This is a genomic window from Vibrio cyclitrophicus (assembly GCA_023206055.1).
Lineage (GTDB): Bacteria > Pseudomonadota > Gammaproteobacteria > Enterobacterales > Vibrionaceae > Vibrio > Vibrio cyclitrophicus_A.
Window position 1 is genome coordinate 1,997,372 of the sequence record CP065366.1, and the last position, 22,786, is coordinate 2,020,157.

At 44.7% G+C, this 22,786-nt stretch carries 17 protein-coding genes; 4 read left to right on the forward strand and 13 right to left on the reverse strand.

Annotated features, from left to right (window positions below):
- Window positions 1-118 precede the first annotated feature (118 nt).
- Window positions 119-2,152, forward strand: a complete 2,034-nt coding sequence (locus ITG09_08960) for a GGDEF domain-containing protein (protein UPR50856.1) — start codon at window positions 119-121, stop codon at window positions 2,150-2,152.
- Here ITG09_08960 and queC read toward each other — a convergent pair.
- Both queC and queE read right to left on the reverse strand, forming a co-directional pair.
- Entirely contained in the window at window positions 2,112-2,807 is a 696-nt protein-coding gene (queC, locus tag ITG09_08965; protein UPR50857.1) for a 7-cyano-7-deazaguanine synthase QueC, read from the reverse strand. The genes ITG09_08960 and queC overlap by 41 nt on opposite strands.
- 58 nt (window positions 2,808-2,865) lie before the next feature.
- Window positions 2,866-3,516 (reverse strand): 7-carboxy-7-deazaguanine synthase QueE, encoded by a 651-nt coding sequence (gene queE, locus ITG09_08970; protein ID UPR50858.1) that lies wholly within the window; start codon window positions 3,514-3,516, stop codon window positions 2,866-2,868.
- A 203-nt stretch (window positions 3,517-3,719) separates the two neighbouring features.
- Here queE and ITG09_08975 point away from each other — a divergent pair, with 203 nt between their 5' ends.
- Window positions 3,720-4,529, forward strand: coding sequence for a Cof-type HAD-IIB family hydrolase (locus tag ITG09_08975; protein UPR50859.1), 810 nt, complete (start codon window positions 3,720-3,722; stop codon window positions 4,527-4,529).
- A gap of 105 nt (window positions 4,530-4,634) precedes the next feature.
- Here ITG09_08975 and ITG09_08980 read toward each other — a convergent pair whose 3' ends face one another.
- The 11 genes from ITG09_08980 to ITG09_09030 form a co-directional block, all read right to left on the reverse strand.
- Window positions 4,635-6,047, reverse strand: a complete 1,413-nt coding sequence (locus ITG09_08980; GenBank protein UPR50860.1) for a phosphatase PAP2 family protein — start codon at window positions 6,045-6,047, stop codon at window positions 4,635-4,637.
- A gap of 84 nt (window positions 6,048-6,131) precedes the next feature.
- A complete protein-coding gene (locus ITG09_08985; GenBank protein UPR50861.1) occupies window positions 6,132-6,611 on the reverse strand; it encodes a GNAT family N-acetyltransferase in 480 nt (159 codons plus the stop codon).
- A gap of 191 nt (window positions 6,612-6,802) precedes the next feature.
- A complete protein-coding gene (locus tag ITG09_08990; protein UPR50862.1) occupies window positions 6,803-7,204 on the reverse strand; it encodes a glycine zipper family protein in 402 nt (133 codons plus the stop codon).
- Window positions 7,205-7,445: 241 nt separating this feature from the next.
- Entirely contained in the window at window positions 7,446-7,892 is a 447-nt protein-coding gene (locus ITG09_08995) for a hypothetical protein (GenBank protein ID UPR50863.1), read from the reverse strand.
- Between the two features lie 147 nt (window positions 7,893-8,039).
- On the reverse strand, window positions 8,040-9,944 hold the full coding sequence (locus tag ITG09_09000; GenBank protein ID UPR50864.1) for a propionyl-CoA synthetase: 1,905 nt from the start codon (window positions 9,942-9,944) through the stop codon (window positions 8,040-8,042).
- A 117-nt stretch (window positions 9,945-10,061) separates the two neighbouring features.
- Window positions 10,062-11,234: a 2-methylaconitate cis-trans isomerase PrpF gene (gene prpF, locus ITG09_09005; protein UPR50865.1), complete on the reverse strand. Its 1,173-nt coding sequence runs from the start codon at window positions 11,232-11,234 to the stop codon at window positions 10,062-10,064.
- 9 nt (window positions 11,235-11,243) lie between these two features.
- Window positions 11,244-13,880, reverse strand: a complete 2,637-nt coding sequence (gene acnD / locus ITG09_09010) for a Fe/S-dependent 2-methylisocitrate dehydratase AcnD (protein UPR50866.1) — start codon at window positions 13,878-13,880, stop codon at window positions 11,244-11,246.
- Between the two features lie 101 nt (window positions 13,881-13,981).
- A complete protein-coding gene (gene prpC / locus ITG09_09015) occupies window positions 13,982-15,184 on the reverse strand; it encodes a 2-methylcitrate synthase (protein ID UPR50867.1) in 1,203 nt (400 codons plus the stop codon).
- A gap of 146 nt (window positions 15,185-15,330) precedes the next feature.
- Window positions 15,331-16,227: a methylisocitrate lyase gene (gene prpB / locus ITG09_09020; GenBank protein UPR50868.1), complete on the reverse strand. Its 897-nt coding sequence runs from the start codon at window positions 16,225-16,227 to the stop codon at window positions 15,331-15,333.
- Window positions 16,228-16,326: 99 nt separating this feature from the next.
- Window positions 16,327-17,046, reverse strand: coding sequence for a GntR family transcriptional regulator (locus ITG09_09025; GenBank protein ID UPR53617.1), 720 nt, complete (start codon window positions 17,044-17,046; stop codon window positions 16,327-16,329).
- Window positions 17,047-17,436: 390 nt separating this feature from the next.
- On the reverse strand, window positions 17,437-20,610 hold the full coding sequence (locus ITG09_09030; GenBank protein UPR50869.1) for a transporter substrate-binding domain-containing protein: 3,174 nt from the start codon (window positions 20,608-20,610) through the stop codon (window positions 17,437-17,439).
- A gap of 450 nt (window positions 20,611-21,060) precedes the next feature.
- On the opposite strand from ITG09_09030, the gene ITG09_09035 reads away from it, so the two are divergent.
- On the forward strand, window positions 21,061-22,032 hold the full coding sequence (locus ITG09_09035) for a tripartite tricarboxylate transporter substrate binding protein (GenBank protein UPR50870.1): 972 nt from the start codon (window positions 21,061-21,063) through the stop codon (window positions 22,030-22,032).
- Window positions 22,033-22,279: 247 nt separating this feature from the next.
- Window positions 22,280-22,780 carry a tripartite tricarboxylate transporter TctB family protein gene (locus tag ITG09_09040; protein UPR50871.1) on the forward strand — a complete coding sequence of 167 codons (501 nt, stop codon included), beginning with the start codon at window positions 22,280-22,282 and terminating at the stop codon, window positions 22,778-22,780.
- Window positions 22,781-22,786: the final 6 nt, after the last annotated feature.

Genomic DNA, 22,786 nt, shown 5'->3' on the forward strand with positions numbered 1-22,786 from the left:
ATTAATATCAACAAATAAGAGACCTACCTCGCATAACCTCATAGCCACATCATTCAAAATTTGAAGCAATGTCAAATTAATAATAGAATATCGTTCTTTATCTGATTGATAGTCTCTCGTGATCCACTCCGTTTTTATTACCTTTCTGCTTCTCATTAGTTTTAATTCTTACAGCCAATTATCAACGTTAGATCGTGACCACAATTCATCAATCTATGCCTCCAAGTTAGACGTCAATGCTACTCCAAATGCCGATTGGAACGCGCTTTATCTCTCTACTTTAAACCACTCCCCTGAGCGCGCATTAAACATGCTGCAAACACGCTATGTCGGCTCAACAGTTTACGGAGACAAGCTTTACCTTGCATCTCTTCTGTATCAATACATGAGCCACCGAGATCAACCGTTCTACGGAATCTCTTCAAACGACAGTGACTACCAAGCGATAGAAACCGCGTTTATTTCTGCTCTGATGAAAGACGGTAAAGGCCAATATAAGGAAGCGCAACAAGGTTTTTTAGCACTTTTGGCGAAAATGCAATCTCGCAGTGATTTGACTGGAAAAGCGTTACTAAAGTACCAACTATGCCGATCGCTTAACGAACAAGCTAAATACCATCAAGCGAACTATTACTGCTCTGCACTTCAGTCAGATTTACATGACATCGCTGACCCCGTATTACCAAAGTTCGGGACTTATCGAGTCATCGCAAACAATCACCATTTCCGCAGTGACTATCAATCAGCATTAGACACTTACTTATCACTGATAAGCGTGTTCCCACAAGGGCATGATATTTCAGGGATTTATAACGATGTGGGTAATTTACTCAAAGAATTAGAGCAATATGAAAAATCAGCGGAGTATCTAGAGGAAGCACTCATTCTCAGAGCGAACGCTTCAGATTTAATGAAAGCACAAGTACATCACAGCCTTGCAGATCTCTACCTTAATCAAGAGCAAAGTGATCTAGCAATTGACAATTTTCAGACAGCAAGAACACTGCTGATCTCATCGTCGCATAATTATGGTATCGCACTAACAAGTCTTGGCTTAGGAAAAGCGTACACTCAAACGAAAGACTATGATTCGGCGAGAACCTACTTAATCGAGTCTCTTTCAGCTTCGAGCGAACTGAGCAATGATGTCATTCGCATCAATGCTTACTTGGCGATCAGCGATATGTTCGAAGAACAGAAATTGCTAACAGAAGCGCTCAACTATGGTCAACAAGCATTAGAATTATCGGAACAAGTAGCAAGGCGTAAATACATCGCCCTGTCACTCCTTCAGCTTTCTGATATTCATCAATCACTCAGCGATTACCAACAAGCTTTCTATTTCTACCAGCAATACTCGTCAATACAAATGGAAGCTAGAGACATCGACAATCGACTCGCACTCGAAGCGCTCGGCCTAACGCACGCCAAATATGAACAAGAACTTGAAAACTCTTTCCTGACACATCAGGCAAAACTCGACCGTGTTCAAATTGAAAAAATGGAACATCAAAGGTGGATGTACAACATCGTTGTCATTCTATTGATTTGCGCTGCAAACTTTACGGTATTGGTAAACAAAACAGTTCGTGCGAAAGCAGCAATTGATGGCTTAACGAACGCATATAGCCGGACTGAGATAATTCGAAGAATCAAAAGAGTGAAACGCTGTAAAGAGACGGAACAACGGCATGTGCTTGTTTTATTCGATCTAGATAAGTTTAAGAAGATTAATGATGAACATGGTCATCCTACTGGAGATCGAGCTCTGGTCCATATTAGTAAGCAAATTAGAAAGCACTTAATGAAGGGTGAATTGTTTGGTCGCTTAGGCGGTGAAGAGTTTGTCATAATGCTAACCGATACCAAACCATCAGAGGTACGAGAACGCGTTGAAGAATTACACTACGCTATTTCAAGCACTGTCTTCTTATCTGAAAGCAAAAAGTCACTTAATGTAACCGCGAGCTTTGCTTATCTAGCAACCTCAAACGCATTAAGTGACTTTGATGACCTGTATTCAGTGCTTGACCAAGCGCTCTATCAAGCTAAAAGCAACGGCCGAAACTGCATCATCGATGCTTATAACGACCCGATCGACTTACCTGATGTTATTTATTCTCGGTCTGTTTGCGAACCAACTCCGCCATAATGCATTCGCGATCACCGAGGTAATCGTTAAGGCCAACTTTTCTTAGTTCACATGCAGGGCAATCACCACAACCGTCACCGATGATACCGTTGTAGCAAGTCAGGGTTTTATTGCGAACAAGCTCAAGTGCTGAGTACTGGTCTGCTAACGCCCATGTCTCAGCCTTGTTTAGCCACATTAGTGGTGTTTTGATATCAAGATTCTTGTCCATGCCCTGTACAAGCGCAGAATTCATCGCTTTTACAAAATCATTGCGACAATCAGGATAGCCAGAGAAATCTGTTTCACACACACCTGTAATCACGGTTTCAGCGCCGATTTGGTACGCGTAAATACCTGCCAGCGTTAAGAAAAGAATATTACGACCAGGAACGAATGAGTTCGGCAAACCATTCTCTTGTAGCTCATGAGATACAGGAATATCGTCACGAGTCAGAGAGCTAATAGCCAGTTCATTCAACAGAGTCACATCCATCACTTTGTGCGCTTTCACACCAAGTTCTTTCGACAATGACTCAGCAACTTCAATCTCGAGTCTATGGCGCTGACCATAATCAAATGTAATCGCATGAACTTCATCATACTCTTTTAATGCTTGAACAAGACATGTTGTTGAGTCTTGACCACCACTGAATACTACCACTGCTTTTTTCATCTTAAATCCTTACGAGAACCTTCTACTAGCGACTTATCTTGCCCAGCAAAAATACAACCTATGCGATGCTCAAATATTTGTGAGTTTGTATTGATAAGCGCCAATTGCGCTCAATGCAGGTATCAATACAAAGCTGAGTAGCTCGGTCTTTTTGGCTGATTGGTTGCAGAGCGATAACAGTGTCGCTAGCAACCGCAGCTCGCTCCAATAAACCGTCAAGTTGTTCGATGTCTTTGCTTGTGCCTACTGGATGCTTAATTTCGTTAGCACGTTGTAAAGCACTATCTAAAATTTCCAGTTTCGCTTTCATCGCCACCTTCGGTGACACCGTAACCCAAGTGTCCGATGTGGCTTTAACTTCTGATGTTCCGCTAGTCTCAATCTGACAGCGACAACCGTGCTGCTCAAATGCTTCAGTAAGAGGAACAAGATCATAAATGCACGGCTCACCACCGGTAATCACAATGTGCTTAGCCGTGTAACCTTGCTTGATGTATTCATTCACGATTCCTTGAGCATCAATTGCTGACCAAGTTGGTGAATCTTCTGTCTTAACCATAATATCGCCAAGGCTGGTTTCATCTTCTGGCAACGCTTCCCAGGTCTGTTTGGTATCGCACCAAGAACAGCCCACTGGGCAAATTTGTAGACGAACAAAAACAGCGGGAACGCCAGTAAACACGCCCTCACCCTGAATGGTTTCAAACATTTCATTAATCTTGTACAACTTTCCCTCAGCTCAATCATTTGATGAAATTAATCAACCGCAGACCTTAAAGCACTTCCCTCTTTTGGTCAAACAAATGAGTACTGATAAATGAGTTGATCAAAGCCCTAGCCTGAACTTTCAAGTTCCCTTATCCTTTCGTCCATTAGATTTTGTTAGCTTTTAATTTTTTAGTAAGGAACAACATGTACAAACTGATTGCTCTTGATATGGATGGCACACTACTCAACAGTGAAAAAGTGATTTCTCAAGAGAACAAAGACGCGATCGCTAAAGCACGAGCTTCAGGCGTGAAAGTGGTTCTCGCTTCTGGTCGCCCTTTAGAAGGCATGCAAAGCAAATTAGATGAGCTTTCAATTAACGGTGAAGATGACTTTGTACTCTTCTACAACGGCTCTATGGTTCAGAACGTTTCTACAAAAGAGATCATTCACAGTGAGATCAGCAACGGTAAGTCTGCAAAAGAGATCACAGCACTAGCTGAACAGCTTGGTGGTTATGTTCATGCATTCAGCAAGGTTCACGGCTTAATCACACCTGAAAACAATGAGTTCACCGCTATTGAAGCACGTATTAACGGCTTAGAGATTACCGAGTTCGATTTTTCTCAACTAGAAGATGACCACGAAATCATCAAGACCATGATTGTCGCTGAACCAAGCAAGCTGACTGAAATCATCGGCAAGCTGCCACAAGAGCTTAAGACTCAGTTTACTATCGTACAAAGTGCACCATTCTTCTTAGAGTTCCTAAACCCAAAATCAAACAAGGGTGTCGGTATTGAAGCGATAGCGAAACACTTAGGCATTAAATCGGAAGAAGTAATCTGCATGGGTGATGCTGAAAACGATCACCATATGCTTGAATACGCAGGCCTTGGCATTGCAATGGACAACGCAATGGAAGAAACCAAGAAACTGGCGGATCACATCACAGCAAGCAACGACGACCATGGTGTAGCGGTCGCGATTGAGAAGTTTATCTTCAACTCGTAAGCACTAGATAGAGCCCTCTACTTTATCTAACTCACCTAAAATACATTGATATAAAGAAGGCTGTACATTGCACAGCCTTCTTTTTTATATGAGTCGTTCTACTTATTATTTTCTAGCCCAAGGCAGACGAAATGCCACCACACTAAACAGAATCAAGATTGGGAAACGTAAGGTCTCAACAATAAATGAAGCGATGCCACTGAATGAGACAAAACTTCCTGCCCAGCTAATCAGCAGATTCCCCGCTAACAACATCGCCATCACTCCAAATACAATCTTGAATGAGAACTGACCGACCAAAGGTTTCGAGTCTGTTAACGTCACTAGGCATGCAATCGTCATCAAAATAGCCACCCAGAATGAGAATGTCGGCAGTGGCCATATCACCGTGAGAACGATGGAAAGTAAGCACAATGCCCACCAGACACCTTTAGAACTCAGTAAAGCACTAATATCAACATCCGGTTTCGCATCTAATCTCACGATGTGCCAAGTCGTTAACGCGCCCAATACGCCTCCCATTACCACATCACTAAAGAACGCACTGCCTGAGTAAGACTTAAATAGCATGATCCACAGTAGGCCAGCGAGCACTATCAAAATCGATTTTTGGTCCAATAGGCGCTTTATTTTCCAAAAGACTAACAACGTTAAACTCACCCACAAGGCAGCCAGCAGACTTGGAAAGCTATACCCACTGCTCATCACCAGTTTCAATGTTGGCAAGTAAGCGTGTGGACGCGGAAAACCAAAACCTTGATGTGCGATCAAAGTAAGCAGTGTCACCGAGATCAAAGTGAAGCCAAACTTCAACGCGAAGTTACGGCCAAAGTACCAAGCAATTAGTGGCAATATCACAATGAAAACCCATGGCTTCGCTAACAAGTCTGTCAAAAGCACAGTATTCGCAAACACGCTTGGCATCTTATCGAACGTGTTTTGAAGTGACACAATCCAATTTAATTCAACTTGGTGGACTTTGGGTGCCGCGCCCACCAGCTCAGTCACATACGTCACCGGTTGGTCCGTCGCGGATAAAAACAGTTCGTTAATCTCAGACCACTGTTCTGGATAGCGGTACTGATGATCTTGCAATTCAGTAGGAGGAAGTAACATCGCTCGGCTGACTTCCACGCCGTAATGAGGCGCAAACCAAATCGGCAGCTCAAAGCCACCCAACTCATTTCGAGCTTTGTAGCTGATCACTTCAGAATCGGAGATACAATCAAACACGACGGCACTATCGGTATAACCCAGCACATCACCGACCGTTACCGACAAACCCGCCTCTTCCCATGTTTCACGTTGCGCCGCGACTGCTGGCGGCTCACCTGAAACAACAGTACCACCCGGCAGAGATAAATGACCGGTGATCAATTCATCAACCAAAACGATTTGGTTATCAGCACGTACTACACACAAAGCGCCCGCAATATGATCGGGCAAAGTGTTGTTTGCCCACGCGGAAATAGTACTCAAAAAAGACAGTATGAAAACTAATAAATATCGAATAACCAACGAGTTTACCTAAAAATAATAGAAGAAATTTAAGACTGCTAATGCATAGAGCCTATTGTAATCAAAGCGGCACAAAATCGCTGTCTACGTTTTGTGCAAAGCCTTCCTCATCCATTGAATGTGAGGTGTGAACCCCATTTTTTGATAGAAGTCCTTGGCAGGTGAATTAAAGTCCCAAACTTCTACAAAGACTTGTTCAACCCCATAATCATCAAAAGTACTTTCAACTTTGCTAAACAACTTTTCAGCAATCGATTCTTTTCGATAATCAGGTAAAACAAACAGTTCATCGACACTCCCCATCGGCACTGGTTTACTCACTGTTGAGATAAGCTCACAAAAATGCCCAGAGATAAAGCCAACAATGAGCTCACCTTTTAATGCCACGTAGACTACGCATTCAGGATCATCCAAGTAACGTGCAATGCTTTTTTCCTGCTCAATCTCTTCTGCCGTTTTAAAGTGCTCTGGGCTAGCGAGGTGATGGTGATGGTGGAGATCGAACATTAACTCGTTAAGTTGTTCCAAATCCGTGTGCTTTGCGGCCCTTAAGGTGACATTCATGACTATTGTGCTTCTCAAACCAAATTAATATTTAAACTGAGTCTAGTTTACTTGCCGCGAGTATCTATACAAGTTATTGAATTAATTCATTGTTTGAAGTGCGTATTTTAGATACAAAAACGGCCACATTGCGTGGCCATTCTGTTTGAATAATTTAGAATTAAACGAATATCGAGGCTGTAGCTCTCGCTTTATGCGCCGTTATCTTCTTTCTCTTCTTTGAGTTCAGCAAGCTGTTGTTCTAGTTCGATAAGTTTAATTTCAGCCTCAACTTCAGCAACTCGCTTTTCTGCATCGGTACGATTATCTTGCGCTAGACCATCGGCAGTAACTTGGGTTCGTTGTGCATTTCTTGCATCATCCGTATCTTTCATCGAACCAGCCACACCACCAGTCACACCACCTAATGCAGCGCCCTTCACGGCTAAACTCGCATCTCCAGTTAGAGCACCGGCTGTTGCTCCTAATAAAGCACCGCCTATTGCACCACGATTACGCGCTGCGTTTTCATTTTCGTTGTCCGTTGCAGGAGATGCACAACCAGAAAGAGTCACAATCAGTGTCGCTAAAAGAAAAGGTTTAGTGAATTTCATAGGAGTCTCGCTTAGTTCTTCGTTTGGAGTAGAACCATCTTAAGCAGAACCGTTAATGAGATAAATAAAGCCACGTTTAAACGATACATCATTTTCAGCTATGTATCATTCAGCCAGCACATGACTGATTGATGATATATATGTCTTTGCGCTCGCTTTATCCTCATAAACAAAAAAAGACGACCAATAAGGTCGCCTCAATCATTCTTGCTCGATAATTCTTATCTTTCAGATGTCGCTCTTAGCCTTTGGACCAAAAGTTTTGCATATTTTCTGCGCTAGGTGGTGGCCTAACACCGCAATCTCGATAATGATTTTTATCGCCGATCCCCAGTATCTTGCCATTTTCGTCATCAATCATAGCGGCAACTTTAACACCGTCTCCCACGTGACGAGTTAACACGACAATTTCTCCGGCTCTTTCAGATCTTACCGCGCCTAAGATTTGATATTCGTAGCGGCCTTTCCTTGAATTAACGATCATCGTCGAGTTAATAGGGTCGGCTTCATATCCCACACCGATATCAAAAACCGCTTGATAAAGATCGACGCCAGTCTTGGATACACATTTAAATACCTTAGGATGACTCAAAGGCTCTAACAACGCTCTACTCGCTTCATCCTTTGAAATACTGGCACTAGCCGCACCACTAACCAGTAAAGCAATCAACAAAAAGTAAGCTCGCATAAAAAGACCTCAATATGTGGGATTCATAATGAGGTCATAGTAAACGCAATGGATAAGCGGATGAATAAAGTAGAGTTTAGGTAAATCATCACGCTGGGTTATGTATTAATAAACAAGCCGAAGGTGATATTGCTAAAACTGCTACGTCTATTTACCGAGCTTTTCTGCAATTTCCGTTAAGCTGGTAGGATCGTCAATCGTCGAAGGCACCACATATTGCTCACCTTCTGCAATTTGTCGGATAGTTCTACGTAAGATCTTACCTGAGCGTGTCTTAGGTAATCTCTCAACCACCAAAGCTTGCTTAAAACATGCAACCGCACCAATCTCGTTACGAACCTTACCCACTAGCTCTGCTTGCAGTTCAATACCATCGACTTTCACGCCATCTTTTAGCACAACTAAACCGAGTGGCAGTTGTCCCTTTAAATCATCGTGAATACCAACAACGGCACATTCAGCAATCGCAGGGTGACCGCCAACGATCTCTTCCATTTCTCCTGTCGACAGACGATGGCCCGCTACGTTTATCACATCATCAATACGACCCATGATAAATAGATAACCATCATCATCGAGATAGCCTCCGTCACCAGAAACATAATAGCCAGGGAACTGACTCAAATAGCCGGATTCAAACCGATCATGATTTCGCCATACCGTGGGTAAACAACCAGGTGGTAATGGTCGTTTGAGTGCCACAAAACCTTGTTGATTCGTTTGTGCGATTTCACCTAGCTCATTGAGGATCGCTACTTGGTAACCCGGAACAGGTTTAGTGGAAGAACCCGCTTTCACAGGCAAAGACTCCAGCCCTGTAGGATTTGCAGAGATAGCCCAACCCGTTTCTGTTTGCCACCAATGGTCGATCACTGGTTTGCTCGTGTGAGATTCAACCCAATCCAGAGTTGGCGGGTCTAAGCGCTCTCCCGCCATAAAAATCGACTTGAGCGATGATAAGTCATACTTGGTGAGCAACTCGCCTTCGGGATCTTCTTTCTTGATTGCTCTAAATGCGGTTGGCGCAGAAAACAACACATCGACGTTGTACTCTTCGCACACACGCCAGAATGCGCCTGGATCTGGCGTTCTGACTGGCTTACCTTCAAACAAAATGGTCGTACAACCATGAATCAATGGCGCATAAACAATATAGGAATGGCCAACCACCCAACCCACATCGGAAGCCGCCCAAAATACACCGTCTTGCGGCATATCATAGATAGTACTCATCGAGTATTTCATGGCAACCGCATGACCACCATTATCGCGGACAACACCTTTGGGTTTACCTGTCGTTCCCGAGGTATACAAAATATATAACGGGTCTGTCGCCAGAACGGGCACACACTCATGAGGCTCAGCGCCTGCAACGGCTTGTTGCCAATGCAAATCACGTTCGTTGTTTAGTTCTGAAAGGCATTGCTCTCTTTGGAAGACCACAACTTTTTCGGGCTTCCAACGGCTATCCATGATGGCTCGGTCAACCATCGGTTTATACGGTAGAACTTTGTTTATTTCGATACCACATGAGGCAGTAATCAAGACCTTGGGTTCAGCGTCTTCGATTCGAACGGCAAGCTCATGAGGAGCGAATCCGCCAAACACCACCGAATGCACCGCGCCTAATCGTGCACAGGCTAGCATTGCCATTGCTGCTTCAGGAATCATTGGCATATAAATCACCACACGATCGCCTTTGGCAACACCTTGTGTTGCTAACATCCCCGCGACTTTAGCCACTTGGTTACGCAGTTGGTCGTAGGTGTACGAGGATTGAGTACCTGTAACGGGCGAGTCATAAATCAGCGCGACCTTATCACCACGGCCATGTTCACAATGATAATCCAACGCTAACCAGCAGGTATTCATCACCCCATCAGGAAACCAGCGTTCAATGCCGTTATCGTCAGTTTGTAATATCGTTTTTGGTGACTCAAACCAATCAATGGCTTCTGATTGTGTTTCCCAGAACGAATTAGGATCTTCCCTCGCCCATTGATACTCGGTGATGTAATCTGTTTTTCTAGTCATTCGATTCGTAGCAGACATAGTGCCTCCTCCATGATTTATCCATTTTTCCAAGCGCCTAGCTTGTGGCCGTTCACTTGGGTGCACTCTTTTCTCAGCGTTGTGTTCGTGAGCATCTAACCGTTCACGACAATAGCTTTACTTAGGAAAAGGCACACGGATGGCACCTTCCATGATCACTCGGGCACTACGACTCATAATCGCCCTCTCTATTTTCCACCCACTTTCGGTCTGCAGCGCTTTCGCACCTACCTTTGAGGTTCCTGACGGGTGTCCAAAGGTCACAAAATCACGACTTCCCTCACCGGCTGCCAAGTTCACTAAGGTGCCTGGTACACTTGCCGCTGAAGCAATCGCAACCGCAGCCGTACCCATCATGGCATGGTGCAATTGCCCCATAGACAAAGCACGCACCAGAAGGTCAGTATCTTCGGCAGCAACCGATTTTCCACTCGAAGCTTGATACGCTTGAGGCTTAGCAACAAACGCAACTTTAGGTGTATGTTGGCGTGATTCTGCTTGTTCTAAAGAATCGATAAGCCCCATCGCTACTGCACCATGTGCTCGAATGGATTCAAACAGAGCCAAGGCTTTGGTATCACTGTTAATATCCGATTGAAGCTCTGTGCCTTGATAGCCCACAGCTTCAGCATCAACAAAAATGGTGGGTATCCCAGCATTAATGTATGTCGCTTTGATGCAACCTAGGCCTGGAACATCTAAAAAATCGACAACATTCCCTGTCGGAAACATCGACCCGCGCGCATCGGCTGGATCTAGGAAATCAACTTGGATCTCAGCAGAGGGGAAAGTGACACCATCGAGCTCAAAGTCACCCAACTCTTGGACTTCTCCATCAGCGATAGGTACATGAACAATAATGGTTTTCTCAATGTTCACTTGCCATACTCGCACCTCGATCACACCATTTTCTGGAATACGATTCGAATCGACTAAGCCACTATGAATAGCAAATGGGCCCACTGCAGCAGACAGATTGCCGCAGTTACCGCTCCAATCAACGAACGGCCTGTCTATTGCCACTTGGCCGAATAGGTAATCCACATCGTGATCGACTCTGTTGCTCTTCGAAACAATCACGATTTTACTGGTACTGGACGTTGCGCCACCCATACCATCGGTTTGTTTACCATAAGGATCTGGACTGCCAATGACTCTCAACAACAATGTATCTCTAGCTTCTCCAGCAACTTGCGCTGATTCAGGTAAATCACTTAGGTTGAAGAAAACGCCTTTGCTCGTCCCGCCTCGCATATAGGTCGCAGGCACTTTTATCTGTTTAGTGTTCATCACAAGCTCCTACTGGGCGAGAAAGTCTTTGGCGAAGCGTTGCAACACGCCACCAGCGCCATACACGTTCACTTCGTCTGCAGTGTCTAGTCGGCAGGTTACTGGCACATCAAGCTTTTCACCGTTTTTACGAGTGATCACTAAAGCCAAATCAGAACCTGCTTCAATGTCACCATAAACGTCGTAAAGCTCGGTACCGTTGAGTTGTAAGGTATTCCGATTCGTTCCCGCTTTAAACTGTAAAGGCAACACGCCCATTCCGACTAAATTGGTTCTGTGGATTCGCTCAAACCCTTCGGCAACAATCACTTCAACACCCGCTAAACGCACCCCTTTGGCTGCCCAGTCACGTGATGAACCTTGTCCATAATCAGCCCCCGCCACGACAATCAAAGGCTGTTTACGGTTCATGTAGGTTTCTATCGCTTCCCACATTCGCGTAACTTGACCCTCGGGTTCAACTCTTGCTAATGAACCTTGTACGACTTCTCCAGCGTCCTTCACCATTTCGTTAAACAGCTTAGGGTTGGCGAATGTTGCTCGTTGCGCGGTTAAGTGATCACCTCGATGGGTCGCGTAAGAGTTAAAATCCTCTTCCGGCACTTCCATTTTGGTGAGGTATTCCCCCGCCGCGCTCGAAGCAAGAATCGCATTTGATGGGGACAAGTGATCCGTAGTGATGTTGTCCCCCAGAATAGCCAAAGGCCTCATACCAGATAGGCTTCGTTCTCCCGCAAGAGCCCCTTCCCAATAAGGTGGCCTGCGAATATAGGTACTTTGAGGTCGCCAGTCATAAAGCGGTTCAGTCGTTACCTGATCCTCATCTGGCTGGAACATTTTTACGTAGATTTGTTGGAATTGCTGAGGCTTAACATGTTCACCGACAACAGCATCGATCTCCGCATCACTCGGCCATAAATCACTTAAGTAGATTGGCTTGCCGTTGCTGTCAGTGCCTAAGCTGTCTTTCTCGATATCAAAGCGAATCGTGCCAGCCAACGCGTAAGCAACTACCAATGGCGGTGAGGCTAAAAACGCTTGTTTTGCATACGGATGAATTCGACCATCGAAGTTTCGATTCCCTGACAACACAGCGGTTGAATACAGGTCGCGGTCGATGATCTCTTGTTGGATTTTAGGATCCAGCGCCCCACTCATTCCGTTACATGTCGTACACGCATAGCCGACGATACCAAAGCCTAATTGTTCAAGTTCAGGAAGCAAACCTGCCGACTCGAGATAGAGCTTGGCAACTTTAGAACCTGGCGCAAATGACGTTTTCACCCACGGTTTACGAACTAATCCAAGCTGATTGGCTTTCTTAGCCACCAATGCTGCCGCGACCACATTTCTTGGATTACTGGTGTTAGTACAAGAGGTAATTGCTGCGATGATCACCGCACCATCAGGCATCTGCTCATCGCTGTACTGCTTAGCATGCTGCTCTTTCCAAGATGCTTGACTGATACCTTGTTCAGCCAGCTCTCTGGTTGGTAAACGACGATGTGGGTTAGATGGCCCTGCTAAATTGCGTTCAACTTTAGACAAATCAAACTCAAGTACTCGTTCATATTGAGCAGACTCTAGATCGTCAGCCCATAGCCCAGTTTGCTTAGCGTAGCGTTCGACTAATTCAACCTGTTCTGGTTCTCGCCCTGTAAGCTTGAGATATTGAATAGTCTGCTCATCGATATAGAACATACCCGCAGTCGCGCCGTATTCTGGCGTCATGTTGGAGATGGTTGCGCGGTCACCAATGGTCAGTGCACGAGCCCCTTCACCGAAGAATTCCAAATAGCTTGAGACCACTCTCTGATTACGAAGAAACTCAGTAATCGCAAGCACAATATCCGTTGCGGTTATCCCTTCTTGTCGTTGACCCGTCAGTTTAACGCCTACAATATCAGGCAAGCGCATCATCGACGGACGACCGAGCATCACTGTCTCAGCTTCCAAGCCGCCCACACCAATCGCAATAACGCCCAGAGCATCAACGTGCGGTGTATGGCTATCGGTACCAACACAGGTATCAGGGAAAGCGATGCCTTCTTTAGATTGAATAACCGGAGACATTTTCTCCAAGTTAATCTGGTGCATGATCCCGTTACCCGCAGGGATCACACTCACGTTTTTAAACGCGGTTTTACACCATTCAATAAAGTGAAAACGGTCTTCGTTTCTGCGCTCTTCAATCGCGCGGTTTTTATCAAACGCTTGGTTATCAAAGCCTGCATGTTCCACGGCTAACGAGTGGTCAACAATCAATTGGGTTTCGACCACTGGGTTTACCTTGGCAGGGTCTCCGCCTTGGTCGGCAATTGCATCGCGTAAGCCAGCTAAATCAACTAAAGCGGTCTGACCTAGAATGTCATGACACACCACACGCGCAGGATACCAAGGGAAATCAAGGTCACTCTTGCGTTCAATGATCTGTTTTAAGCTGTCTTCAAGAGTTTCAGGATCACAGCGTCTTACTAATTGCTCTGCCAATACTCTCGACGTATAAGGCAAGGTTCTATAACTGCCCGGAGATATCGCTTCTACCGCTTCGCAAGCATCGAAATACTCTAAATGCGTACCGGATAAAAGTTTTCGGTACTGATTTTTATCAAGGTACTGAGCTTGTTCAAGTTTTACATCAGACATACATCCACCATTATCTGTTAGATTCTATTCGTTGTTTCTTGAGGCGTTGTCATATGAAGACGGAAGTCACCTCAAGACATAAGTCGGCTCGTTATAGAGGGCTAACGTAGATGAATAGGTAGCCAGTCTTGATGCTCTGGCCCGGTGTAGTCTGCACTTGGACGAATGATGCGATTGTTTTCTCTTTGTTCGAACACATGCGCCGTCCAACCTGTAAGGCGGCTCATCACAAAGATCGGAGTAAACAATTTGGTTGGGATGTCCATGAAGTGATATGCCGATGCATGGAAGAAGTCAGCGTTACAAAACAAGCCTTTCTCTCGCTTCATAACGGCTTCAACGCGCTCAGACACGGCATAAAGCTGTTCATCACCCACCTCTTGAGCTAGCTCTTTTGACCAACGCTTGATTAGAGCATTTCGTGGGTCGCTTTCACGATAAATGGCATGACCGAAGCCCATAATTTTGTCTTTGTTAACAAGCATCTGCATGATGTTAGTTTCTGCTTCATCAGCGGATTTCCAATCTTGGATCATTTCCATTGCCGCTTCATTCGCACCGCCATGTAAAGGACCTCTTAGTGTGCCAATTGCTGCTGTAACGCACGAATGAATATCTGACAGTGTTGATGCACACACACGAGCAGCAAAAGTAGATGCGTTGAACTCATGCTCTGCGTAAAGCGTTAGCGAACAATGCATTACCTGCTTATGCAGTTCACTCGGCGCTTTATCTGTTAGCATTTTCAAGAAGTAGCCACCCAGACATGCTTCGCTTTGATCTTCAGTATCAATGCGCACGCCATCGTGGCTAAAGCGGTACCAATAACAAATAATCGCAGGGAAAAGCGCAAGCATTCGTTCGGTCGCGAACAGTTGCTCAGAGAAGTCAGACTCTTGCTCTAGATTACCTAACATTGAACAACCCGTTCTCATCACATCCATTGGATGAGCGTCTGCAGGAATAAGCTCTAGTGCTGCTTTCAAAGGTTGAGGTAAGCCGCGTAGACCAACCAACAATGTTTTGTAATCGTCTAGCTCTTTTGCATTGGGTAAGTGACCTCTTAGTAGCAGGTGCGCCACTTCTTCGAACTGAGCGTGATGAGCAAGATCGGTAATATCATAACCACGGTAGGTTAAGCCGGTTCCTGATTTTCCTACCGTACATAGCGCCGTAGTTCCCGCACTCTGACCACGTAGACCAGCACCACCGATTGCAGGTGCGCTGGCTGTTTTTTCGCTTTGTTGTTGGTTTTCTGTTGAAGCCTTTTCGACAGCTGCTTTATCACTCAAAGATACAGACATGGTGAACTCCTTTTCTGTGTTAGCCGCCTGCACTCTTTGGTGCTGCCTGTTTATATGTCCGATGATCTTTATCATCGGTACTGGATATGGCGACTAACCATTTCACGTTATTGGATTAAGTTGATTTTTGATTAATTGAAACTGGTTTACCCTTCACTTGAAAACAACTGATCAAGCTTGTTTTCGTAGTCGTGGTAATTCAGGTGTTCGTAAAGCTCTTTACGGGTTTGCATTGAATCCAACAGAGCTTCTTGATTGCCTTCAACTAACAAGTGCTTGTAAACACTCTCCGCCGCTTTGTTCATCGCACGGAACGCACTCAATGGATAAAGCACCATGTCGACACTTGATTGGGCCAACTCGTTACAGTTGTAGAGTGGCGTTTGGCCAAACTCAGTGATGTTCGCAAGAATAGGCACGTGTTTACCCGTTGCTGATTTCAACGCCGCCGAGAACTTCACGTATTGGTCTAGCTGATTCATCGCTTCAGGGAAGATCATGTCCGCACCCGCTTCAACACACGCAATAGCTCGCTCAATCGCACTGTCTATTCCTTCAACCGCCAATGCATCCGTACGAGCCATAATTACAAAGCTTTCGTCGGTTCTGGCATCGGTTGCCGCTTTCACTCTATCGACCATCTCTTGCTGGCTAACAATTGCTTTATTTGGACGGTGACCACAGCGTTTCTGAGCCACCTGATCTTCCATGTGAATTGCCGCTGCTCCCGCCTTTTCCATCGCGCGAATCGTACGTGCGATATTGAACGCGCCACCGAAACCCGTGTCGATATCCACCAGCAAGGGCAAATCACACGCATTGGTAATACGTTCAACATCCACCAACACATCGTTCAATGTGGTGATGCCTAAATCAGGCAAACCGTAAGACGCATTGGCGATGCCTCCACCAGACAAATAAATCGCCTGATGACCCAAGTTCTTTGCCATCATCGCGCAATACGGATTCACAGTGCCTACGATCTGCAATGGATCGTTGTCTTGCACAGCTTGTCGGAACTTTGCTCCTGCTGATAACTTCATAATGACGCTCCCTGTTAATTGTTTATTTCTAGCTAATCTTTAAGATTCACACCTTTGGTTATCGCCAGCACTGATCCGCTGACAGGTTCCAATGGTTGCTTAATCAAGATCTTTGGATTGGATTTGTTGTTCTATAAGCAATCGACTACCCGAGATGTGTCTTCGCATTAGCATTTCTGCTAACTCTTCATCACGGTTGCGAATCGCTTGTAAAATGTATTTGTGTTCATCGAGCGCCTCTTTTGGTCGAGACTGAGCTCTAGGCGATTGATAGCGATACATGCGTAATAAGTGATAAAGCTCATCACACAATAGAGAAATGAGTTTGCTGTTACGACTCGCTTTAATAATGCGGTAATGGAAATCGAAATCCCCATGTTGGTGGAAGTAAGAAGAACCTTCGACTTCATCGATGTGTTGGGAATGTGTCGACAATAAGCCTTCAAGCCCAATCAACTCTTCTTGTGTGATGTGTCTCGCTGCTAAACGAGCAGCCATGCCTTCCAATGCCTCTCGCACTGCGTATAACTCAAGTAGTTTGTCTGCCGAAAAGGTAATAACTCGCGCGCCTACATGAGGAATTCGCTCAATAAGCCCTAGCCCTTCCACACGCATTATCGCTTCACGTAATGGACCTCGACTTACCTCAAAGCGTTTGGCCAGTTCAGGTTCCGAGATCTTACTGCCCGGCGGTAATTCACCGTTAACAATTGCCTCAACGAGGTATTCCGTCAGGTTTTCTGACTTGGTGTTTTCTTTATCGCTCACACGAGTTTTCGTGTGAGCACTTAAGGTGGGATCTTTTATCGCAGTATTCATATTCACGCTGCTCACTTCTGATTGTTGAGCCTTAATTGTCAACAACTTCATAACATGAACATAAAATACACGATTAAATTGTCGACAATCAAGAAAATTGTCGACAATTTAGACTAAGGTAGTATCTTTTATAGGCGATGAGAACTTACTTAAAAAAGCACTAATAACAATTCAACCATTTGTTATTTATCGACTTAACTAGAAAAAATCCACCAATTTCTTAATTACTCTAAAATTATTTTAAATCGAAGTGTCGACAACTTATAGGCGAACTTGTCAAACGCAGGTCCCTCTGTATCTATCTAACGGCTCACCGATAAACGGATATAAAAAAGGCGCATCATGTGCGCCTTACATCCATATAACTCGTTCTAGCAAGCCAACCTTTGGTCAAGCAATCTGGCGAGTCACTTCGAGGTATTTATTGATATCAACAAAATCAATCTGTTCCGGTTTTAGATACTCTTCTGCATATTGGATATGCGTACCGCTGGTTAAAAACAGTCTAAACAGCTCGATATCTAGATGCTCATCCAGCGCCATTTTGTACATAATGTCGACAGCCACGCTAATTGGCTTCGCTTTCTTGTAAGGTCGGTCGGCAGCAGTTAACGCCTCAAAAATATCAGAAATAACTAAAATACGTTCTGGGATTGAAAGGTCGTCTGCTGTGAGTTTCCTTGGATAGCCTGTACCTTTAAGGGTTTCATGGTGAGTCGACGCATAACGAGGAACACGGCTTAGCTCTTTCGGGAATGGCAGGTTTTCAAGCATCTTGATGGTACCAAGCATGTGCTCATTTATCTTAAACCTATCTTCAGCAGTTAAGGTGCCGCGAGCAATACTCAGGTTATAGACTTCACCTAGATTGTATAAGTGCTCTGGAACGTCCATTTTAATCTGATGTTTCGGGTCAAATTCTAATGGTCTATCTCTTTTCACTATGTGTTCAGGTTTGTCACTCAGAAGTGGCTCTGTCGCAGGTAAGCTTGAACTCGATGCCCTATTCATCGCTTCAATTGGCGATAGGCCGAGTTGATCGTCGAAATTACGCGTCCAAGTCGTTTCAGCGATAGAATGAATACGGGCAACCTTATCATCACTCATAAATTCACCACCCACATTAGATGTTGCGATAAACGCAAAATCGTCTTGTAGCTTTTTCTTCGTTATAGCTAACTCTTCGGCTATCTGATCCGTTGGTAATTCACCTTCAAGCTGCTTACGCAAAGCCGTAATTTCTGCATCACGCCAAAGCACCTCAAATCGCGTTCTCACCTCGTGAATACGGTTATAGTTCGCTTCTAGCTTAGAGCCTTTATCCACGATATGTTCTGGCGTGGTGATCTTTCCGCAATCATGCAGCCACGCAGCTATTCTAAACTCACGGCGCTCATCATCATTCTCAAACTTAAAGTCTTTGAAGTGCTCAGATTGTGATTGTTCAGCCGCATCAGCCAGCATCAAACCGAGTTCTGGTACACGATTACAATGCCCTGCCGTATAAGCGGACTTATCATCGATCGCTTGAGCGATGAGCTTGATAAACGACTCAACAAACGCCTCTTGAGTTTGCTCATGTTGCTTGAGTTCTGTCGACATCTCTTTGACTGCAACCGACAACTCCCATATTTCCTTAATTCGAGTATCCAGCACGGTCACGCTGTCATAATCACGCAGTTTAATCTTACTCGTCTCTGCTTTTAATTGACGAATAGGGCGGACAATAGGCGCACCAAAGATCCAAGCTACAGGCAAGGTTAGGCTCATCAAAAACACGGTCACGCCAATAGAAGTTGCCACTCGCTTGTTCACCGCACTGTAAATTTCCGCTTCTGGTATCGCTACTGCAAAATATTCAGAGTACTGCGCGCCCGTCTCAATCTTTTTCAGATATAAGCGCTTAGCTTCACCATTAAGCACAATCTTAACCATTTCGCCTTCGGTGGTCGCTGTCGCAGTTCTTTCATAGAGCTCCGTATAAGGAATGGTTGTACCGGTATTTAGGGCTGGATGTTGAAACCACTTTTGCGATAATGCAACTTTCTGTTCTTCCGTTAATGCATTTATGGCTTGGTTGATGATTGGTAACAGTTGTTGATGTTTATTCTGCAGCACAATGTGAAACTGGTTTGGATAGCTCGCTTTCAAGTCCGATAGCGCTTCATTCACTTTGAGGTTTGCATGGAAAAATTTATCCAACGAAAACGACAGCACGGGCTTAGCATCGAGTACCGCAAAATATTTACCATTTTCAACAGCAGCCAATGCCGATTCCATGTCGGAAAACTCAACAAGTTCGATATTTGGGAAGTCTGTTCTCAACTGAGGTGTAATCGACCACCCTGATAGAATCGCAACTTTTTCACCTTCAAGCTCAGCGTAATTTGATAGGGTTTGAACGTCACCTCGAGTGACAACAGAGAAAGGCAGTTCATAGATAGCGTCAGTGTATAAACCTTTAACACCATTGCTTTCGTAGTTCTGAATCGAATGTAGGCCATCAATGCTTCCTTCATGAAACTTGCCGGTTAATTCCGCCCACGAAAAACCATTCACAAATTCAAATCTAACCCCGCTCATCTCACTGATCATTTGCAAGAGATCAATTGCGTAGCCGTGTGGCTCTCCAGATACAGAGAAATCCATCGGCCCCCAATCATTTTGATTAGAGAACAACAAGGGAGGTGTTTTTTCTATGGTGGCTTGTTGATCAGAAGACCAATTGATTTCATTAGCTTGAGGAAGTACTTGTGTCGTTTCAATATCGCGGTTAGACGCAATAATGTTGCCTGATTTGGAATATAAGAAAGATTCAACCTGACTGTCTTCATCAAGATCCAACGCGCTCGCAGATAGCTTACTTGCCAGAGATGACAAGACGATATCGATGCCTATCACATGTTGTGTATCGCCAGCAGCTTTTGATTCGAAGGCTAAAGAATAGGTTTGTCCGGTGATCTGGAGATGTTGGAAAAGGTAAGGTTGCGTTTTTTCAACCGTCTCTGTATTTGCGGATACGTACCAAGGCCTTGTAGTCGGAAAGTAATTGCTCGGTTCTGTCTTTGACTCTCTGAGGTTAAACTCAAGGTCATAGTATTTGGTCGTACGGATACGGCCTGCTTGTCTATCACTGATCTCAATCACAACCCACCGGTCTGAACTATCAGCACCGATTTTATCTCTCACAAAAGGAGATGATTCCAGGTTGATAATCTGAAAGAAACGCTCGTTAGAAGACCCAATATAAATACTGTAAAACAGCGGATTGTCTTTTATCGCTTCTGAGAGAATTCCACGCGACTCTTCCCGAGAGATCTGGTGGCTAATAGAGCGATGTACTGAAGAGAGTAAACGAGCAGTATTTATCGCGTCTGAGTCGACGTTACCGATATAGTCGCTTAAGTCCTGAGATACCATGGTCAACTTGGACAAGGTATGCTCTGTCGCCATTTTTTTACTGAAGTAGTATTGAAGTGAAACCGCAACGATCGCTGTCAGTACCGTTGCAAGCAAAAACATCCCTCCAACGGTAAACCGTAACGAGATTTTTGTGTTCGTCATTATTCTATCCTTGAATAACCACTAGCCCAGAAATGTAACATGCTAGCAATATTTATATTATTACTACGGCATACTGTCTCTAGCAACACATTATTCTATATATTAAAGAGCGCCTCTCCATATCACTCTTTGTGTCGCAATAAGTACCCTCTTTAATGATACACAGCAGTATAAAGCGACCAGCAGTCAAAAAAATTGTTCACATAAACTCAAGAAAAACCTAGTTATTATTGCTGGAAGAGTCCTATAGCCACGCCTCCATGAACTTTATGAACAATATTAATCCAATGTTCTTTATTCTCAATATCGCCGCATTACAGACAATTCGTTAACACACCGTTAACTTTAACTTCATCTACTCAACAGCACCCAACAGTGATGTTGAGCAGCTGGATATAAAACATAAGTTTCTCTCCATTGAAGAGATCCCCTACATAAGGAACGTGAACCATGTTCAAGGCACTGAAACCTACTCTTGCGGCTTCTATCATCGCAGCAACCTTTTCTTTCAACACTTTTGCTGCTGACGTAGAGAAAATCCACTTCCTAATCCCTGGCGGCGCTGGTGGCGGTTGGGATATGACAGCTCGTGGTACTGGTGATGTACTTGTGAAATCAGACATCGTAGAAAATGTCTCTTTCCAAAACTTGTCTGGTGGCGGCGGCGGTAAAGCAATTGCTCACCTAATTGAAACCGCTCAACGTCAAGAAGACACGCTGATGGTGAACTCAACACCTATCGTTGTGCGCTCGTTAACAGGTATCTTCCCTCAATCTTTCCGCGACCTAACACCCGTTGCAGCAACCATTGCCGATTACGGCGCAATCGTTGCGTCTGCGAATTCTAAGTACAACACTTGGGAAGACGTAGTAAAAGAGTTCGAAACCAACCCACGTAAAGTGAAAATTGCTGGCGGTTCAGCTCGTGGCAGCATGGATCACCTTGTTGTGGCAGCAGCATTCAAAGGCGAAGGTTTTGACGCTAAGAAAGTGCGTTACATTGCCTACGACGCTGGCGGTAAAGCGATGGCTGCACTGCTTTCTGGTGAAACCCAACTGCTTTCAACAGGCCTTGGTGAAGTGTTAGAGATGTCTAAGTCTGGCCAAGTAAAAGTATTGGCAGTAACGGCACCAAAACGCCTTGAGGCTGCACCTAACATTCCAACACTAACCGAATACGGCAATGAAACAGTATTTGCTAACTGGCGTGGCTTCTTCGCGGCTCCAAATACTAGCCAAGCGAAAATCGATGAGTGGAATGAAGCACTAGGCAAAATGTACAAAACCGATGAGTGGCAAGTGGTTCGTGACCGTAACGGTTGGATCGATAACTACAAAGCGGATAAAGATTTCTACGCCTTCCTAGAAGATCAAGAAAAACAGATGGGCGATCTAATGCGTGAGCTTGGTTTCTTGAAGTAACCAACAACCAGAGAGGGTCTATGTGCCCTCTTACTCTTTCCTTGTTTTGCCGTACATGAGTTAACTAAAACTCCTTTGTTTATTCGTAGACGTATTACTAACGCTTGCCGATTCGTTGTAAACGCAAGTGGCTTGCTAAACCCAAGCACCGTAATCCGCTTACCTTTGGTTAGTGATCCCAGACATTTCATTGACTCGCTCATGTACGGTTTTTTACTTTTCTATACCACCCCAACTGGAGTTGGATATGTCGGACTTACCAACCAAATTTCTGAGTAAGGAATCCCTGCTTTCTAAAGATCGCCTAGGCGCAATGATCTTTATGTTGGCGTGCTTGTGCTATGGCTACCAAACCACAATGATTCCTTTATTCCCCGGTGACGAGTATGAACCGTTTACCGCAAGAACATTGCCTACTCTGCTGACCTTCATTGGCATCGGGCTATCGTTGATCCTACTCGTGACAAGGCAACCCGATCAGAAAATCAAATGTGACACCACACCTTTGAACTGGAAGCTGCTCATTGGCTTTTTAGTGTTAATGGCTTTGTACGGTGTTGGACTGACTTATCTTGGCTTCGTTTTAGCAACCAGCTTCTTCTTACTTGCAGGCTTCTACCTGCTGGGTGAACGCCGCAAAGCGGTTTTATTTGGGGCGTCGTTTCCTTTCGTTATCGCGTTCTTTCTTCTTTTAACTCAAGGCTTAGATATCTACCTAGAGCCTGGTTTAATCTTCACTCTTTGGTAGGGATAA

Bases quoted from the DNA above. Each gene is read 5' to 3' on its own strand.
- queE (UPR50858.1), bottom strand. From the start codon at position 3,516: ATGTTTGAAACCATTCAGGGTGAGGGCGTGTTTACTGGCGTTCCCGCT.
- ITG09_08975 (UPR50859.1), top strand. From the start codon at position 3,720: ATGTACAAACTGATTGCTCTTGATATGGATGGCACACTACTCAACAGT.
- ITG09_09030 (UPR50869.1), bottom strand. From the start codon at position 20,610: ATGACGAACACAAAAATCTCGTTACGGTTTACCGTTGGAGGGATGTTT.
- ITG09_08995 (UPR50863.1), bottom strand. From the start codon at position 7,892: ATGCGAGCTTACTTTTTGTTGATTGCTTTACTGGTTAGTGGTGCGGCT.
- queC (UPR50857.1), bottom strand. From the start codon at position 2,807: ATGAAAAAAGCAGTGGTAGTATTCAGTGGTGGTCAAGACTCAACAACA.
- ITG09_09040 (UPR50871.1), top strand. From the start codon at position 22,280: ATGTCGGACTTACCAACCAAATTTCTGAGTAAGGAATCCCTGCTTTCT.
- acnD (UPR50866.1), bottom strand. From the start codon at position 13,880: ATGTCTGATGTAAAACTTGAACAAGCTCAGTACCTTGATAAAAATCAG.
- ITG09_09035 (UPR50870.1), top strand. From the start codon at position 21,061: ATGTTCAAGGCACTGAAACCTACTCTTGCGGCTTCTATCATCGCAGCA.
- ITG09_08990 (UPR50862.1), bottom strand. From the start codon at position 7,204: ATGAAATTCACTAAACCTTTTCTTTTAGCGACACTGATTGTGACTCTT.
- prpB (UPR50868.1), bottom strand. From the start codon at position 16,227: ATGAAGTTATCAGCAGGAGCAAAGTTCCGACAAGCTGTGCAAGACAAC.
- prpF (UPR50865.1), bottom strand. From the start codon at position 11,234: ATGAACACTAAACAGATAAAAGTGCCTGCGACCTATATGCGAGGCGGG.
- ITG09_09000 (UPR50864.1), bottom strand. From the start codon at position 9,944: ATGTCTGCTACGAATCGAATGACTAGAAAAACAGATTACATCACCGAG.
- ITG09_08985 (UPR50861.1), bottom strand. From the start codon at position 6,611: ATGAATGTCACCTTAAGGGCCGCAAAGCACACGGATTTGGAACAACTT.
- ITG09_09025 (UPR53617.1), bottom strand. From the start codon at position 17,046: ATGAATACTGCGATAAAAGATCCCACCTTAAGTGCTCACACGAAAACT.
- prpC (UPR50867.1), bottom strand. From the start codon at position 15,184: ATGTCTGTATCTTTGAGTGATAAAGCAGCTGTCGAAAAGGCTTCAACA.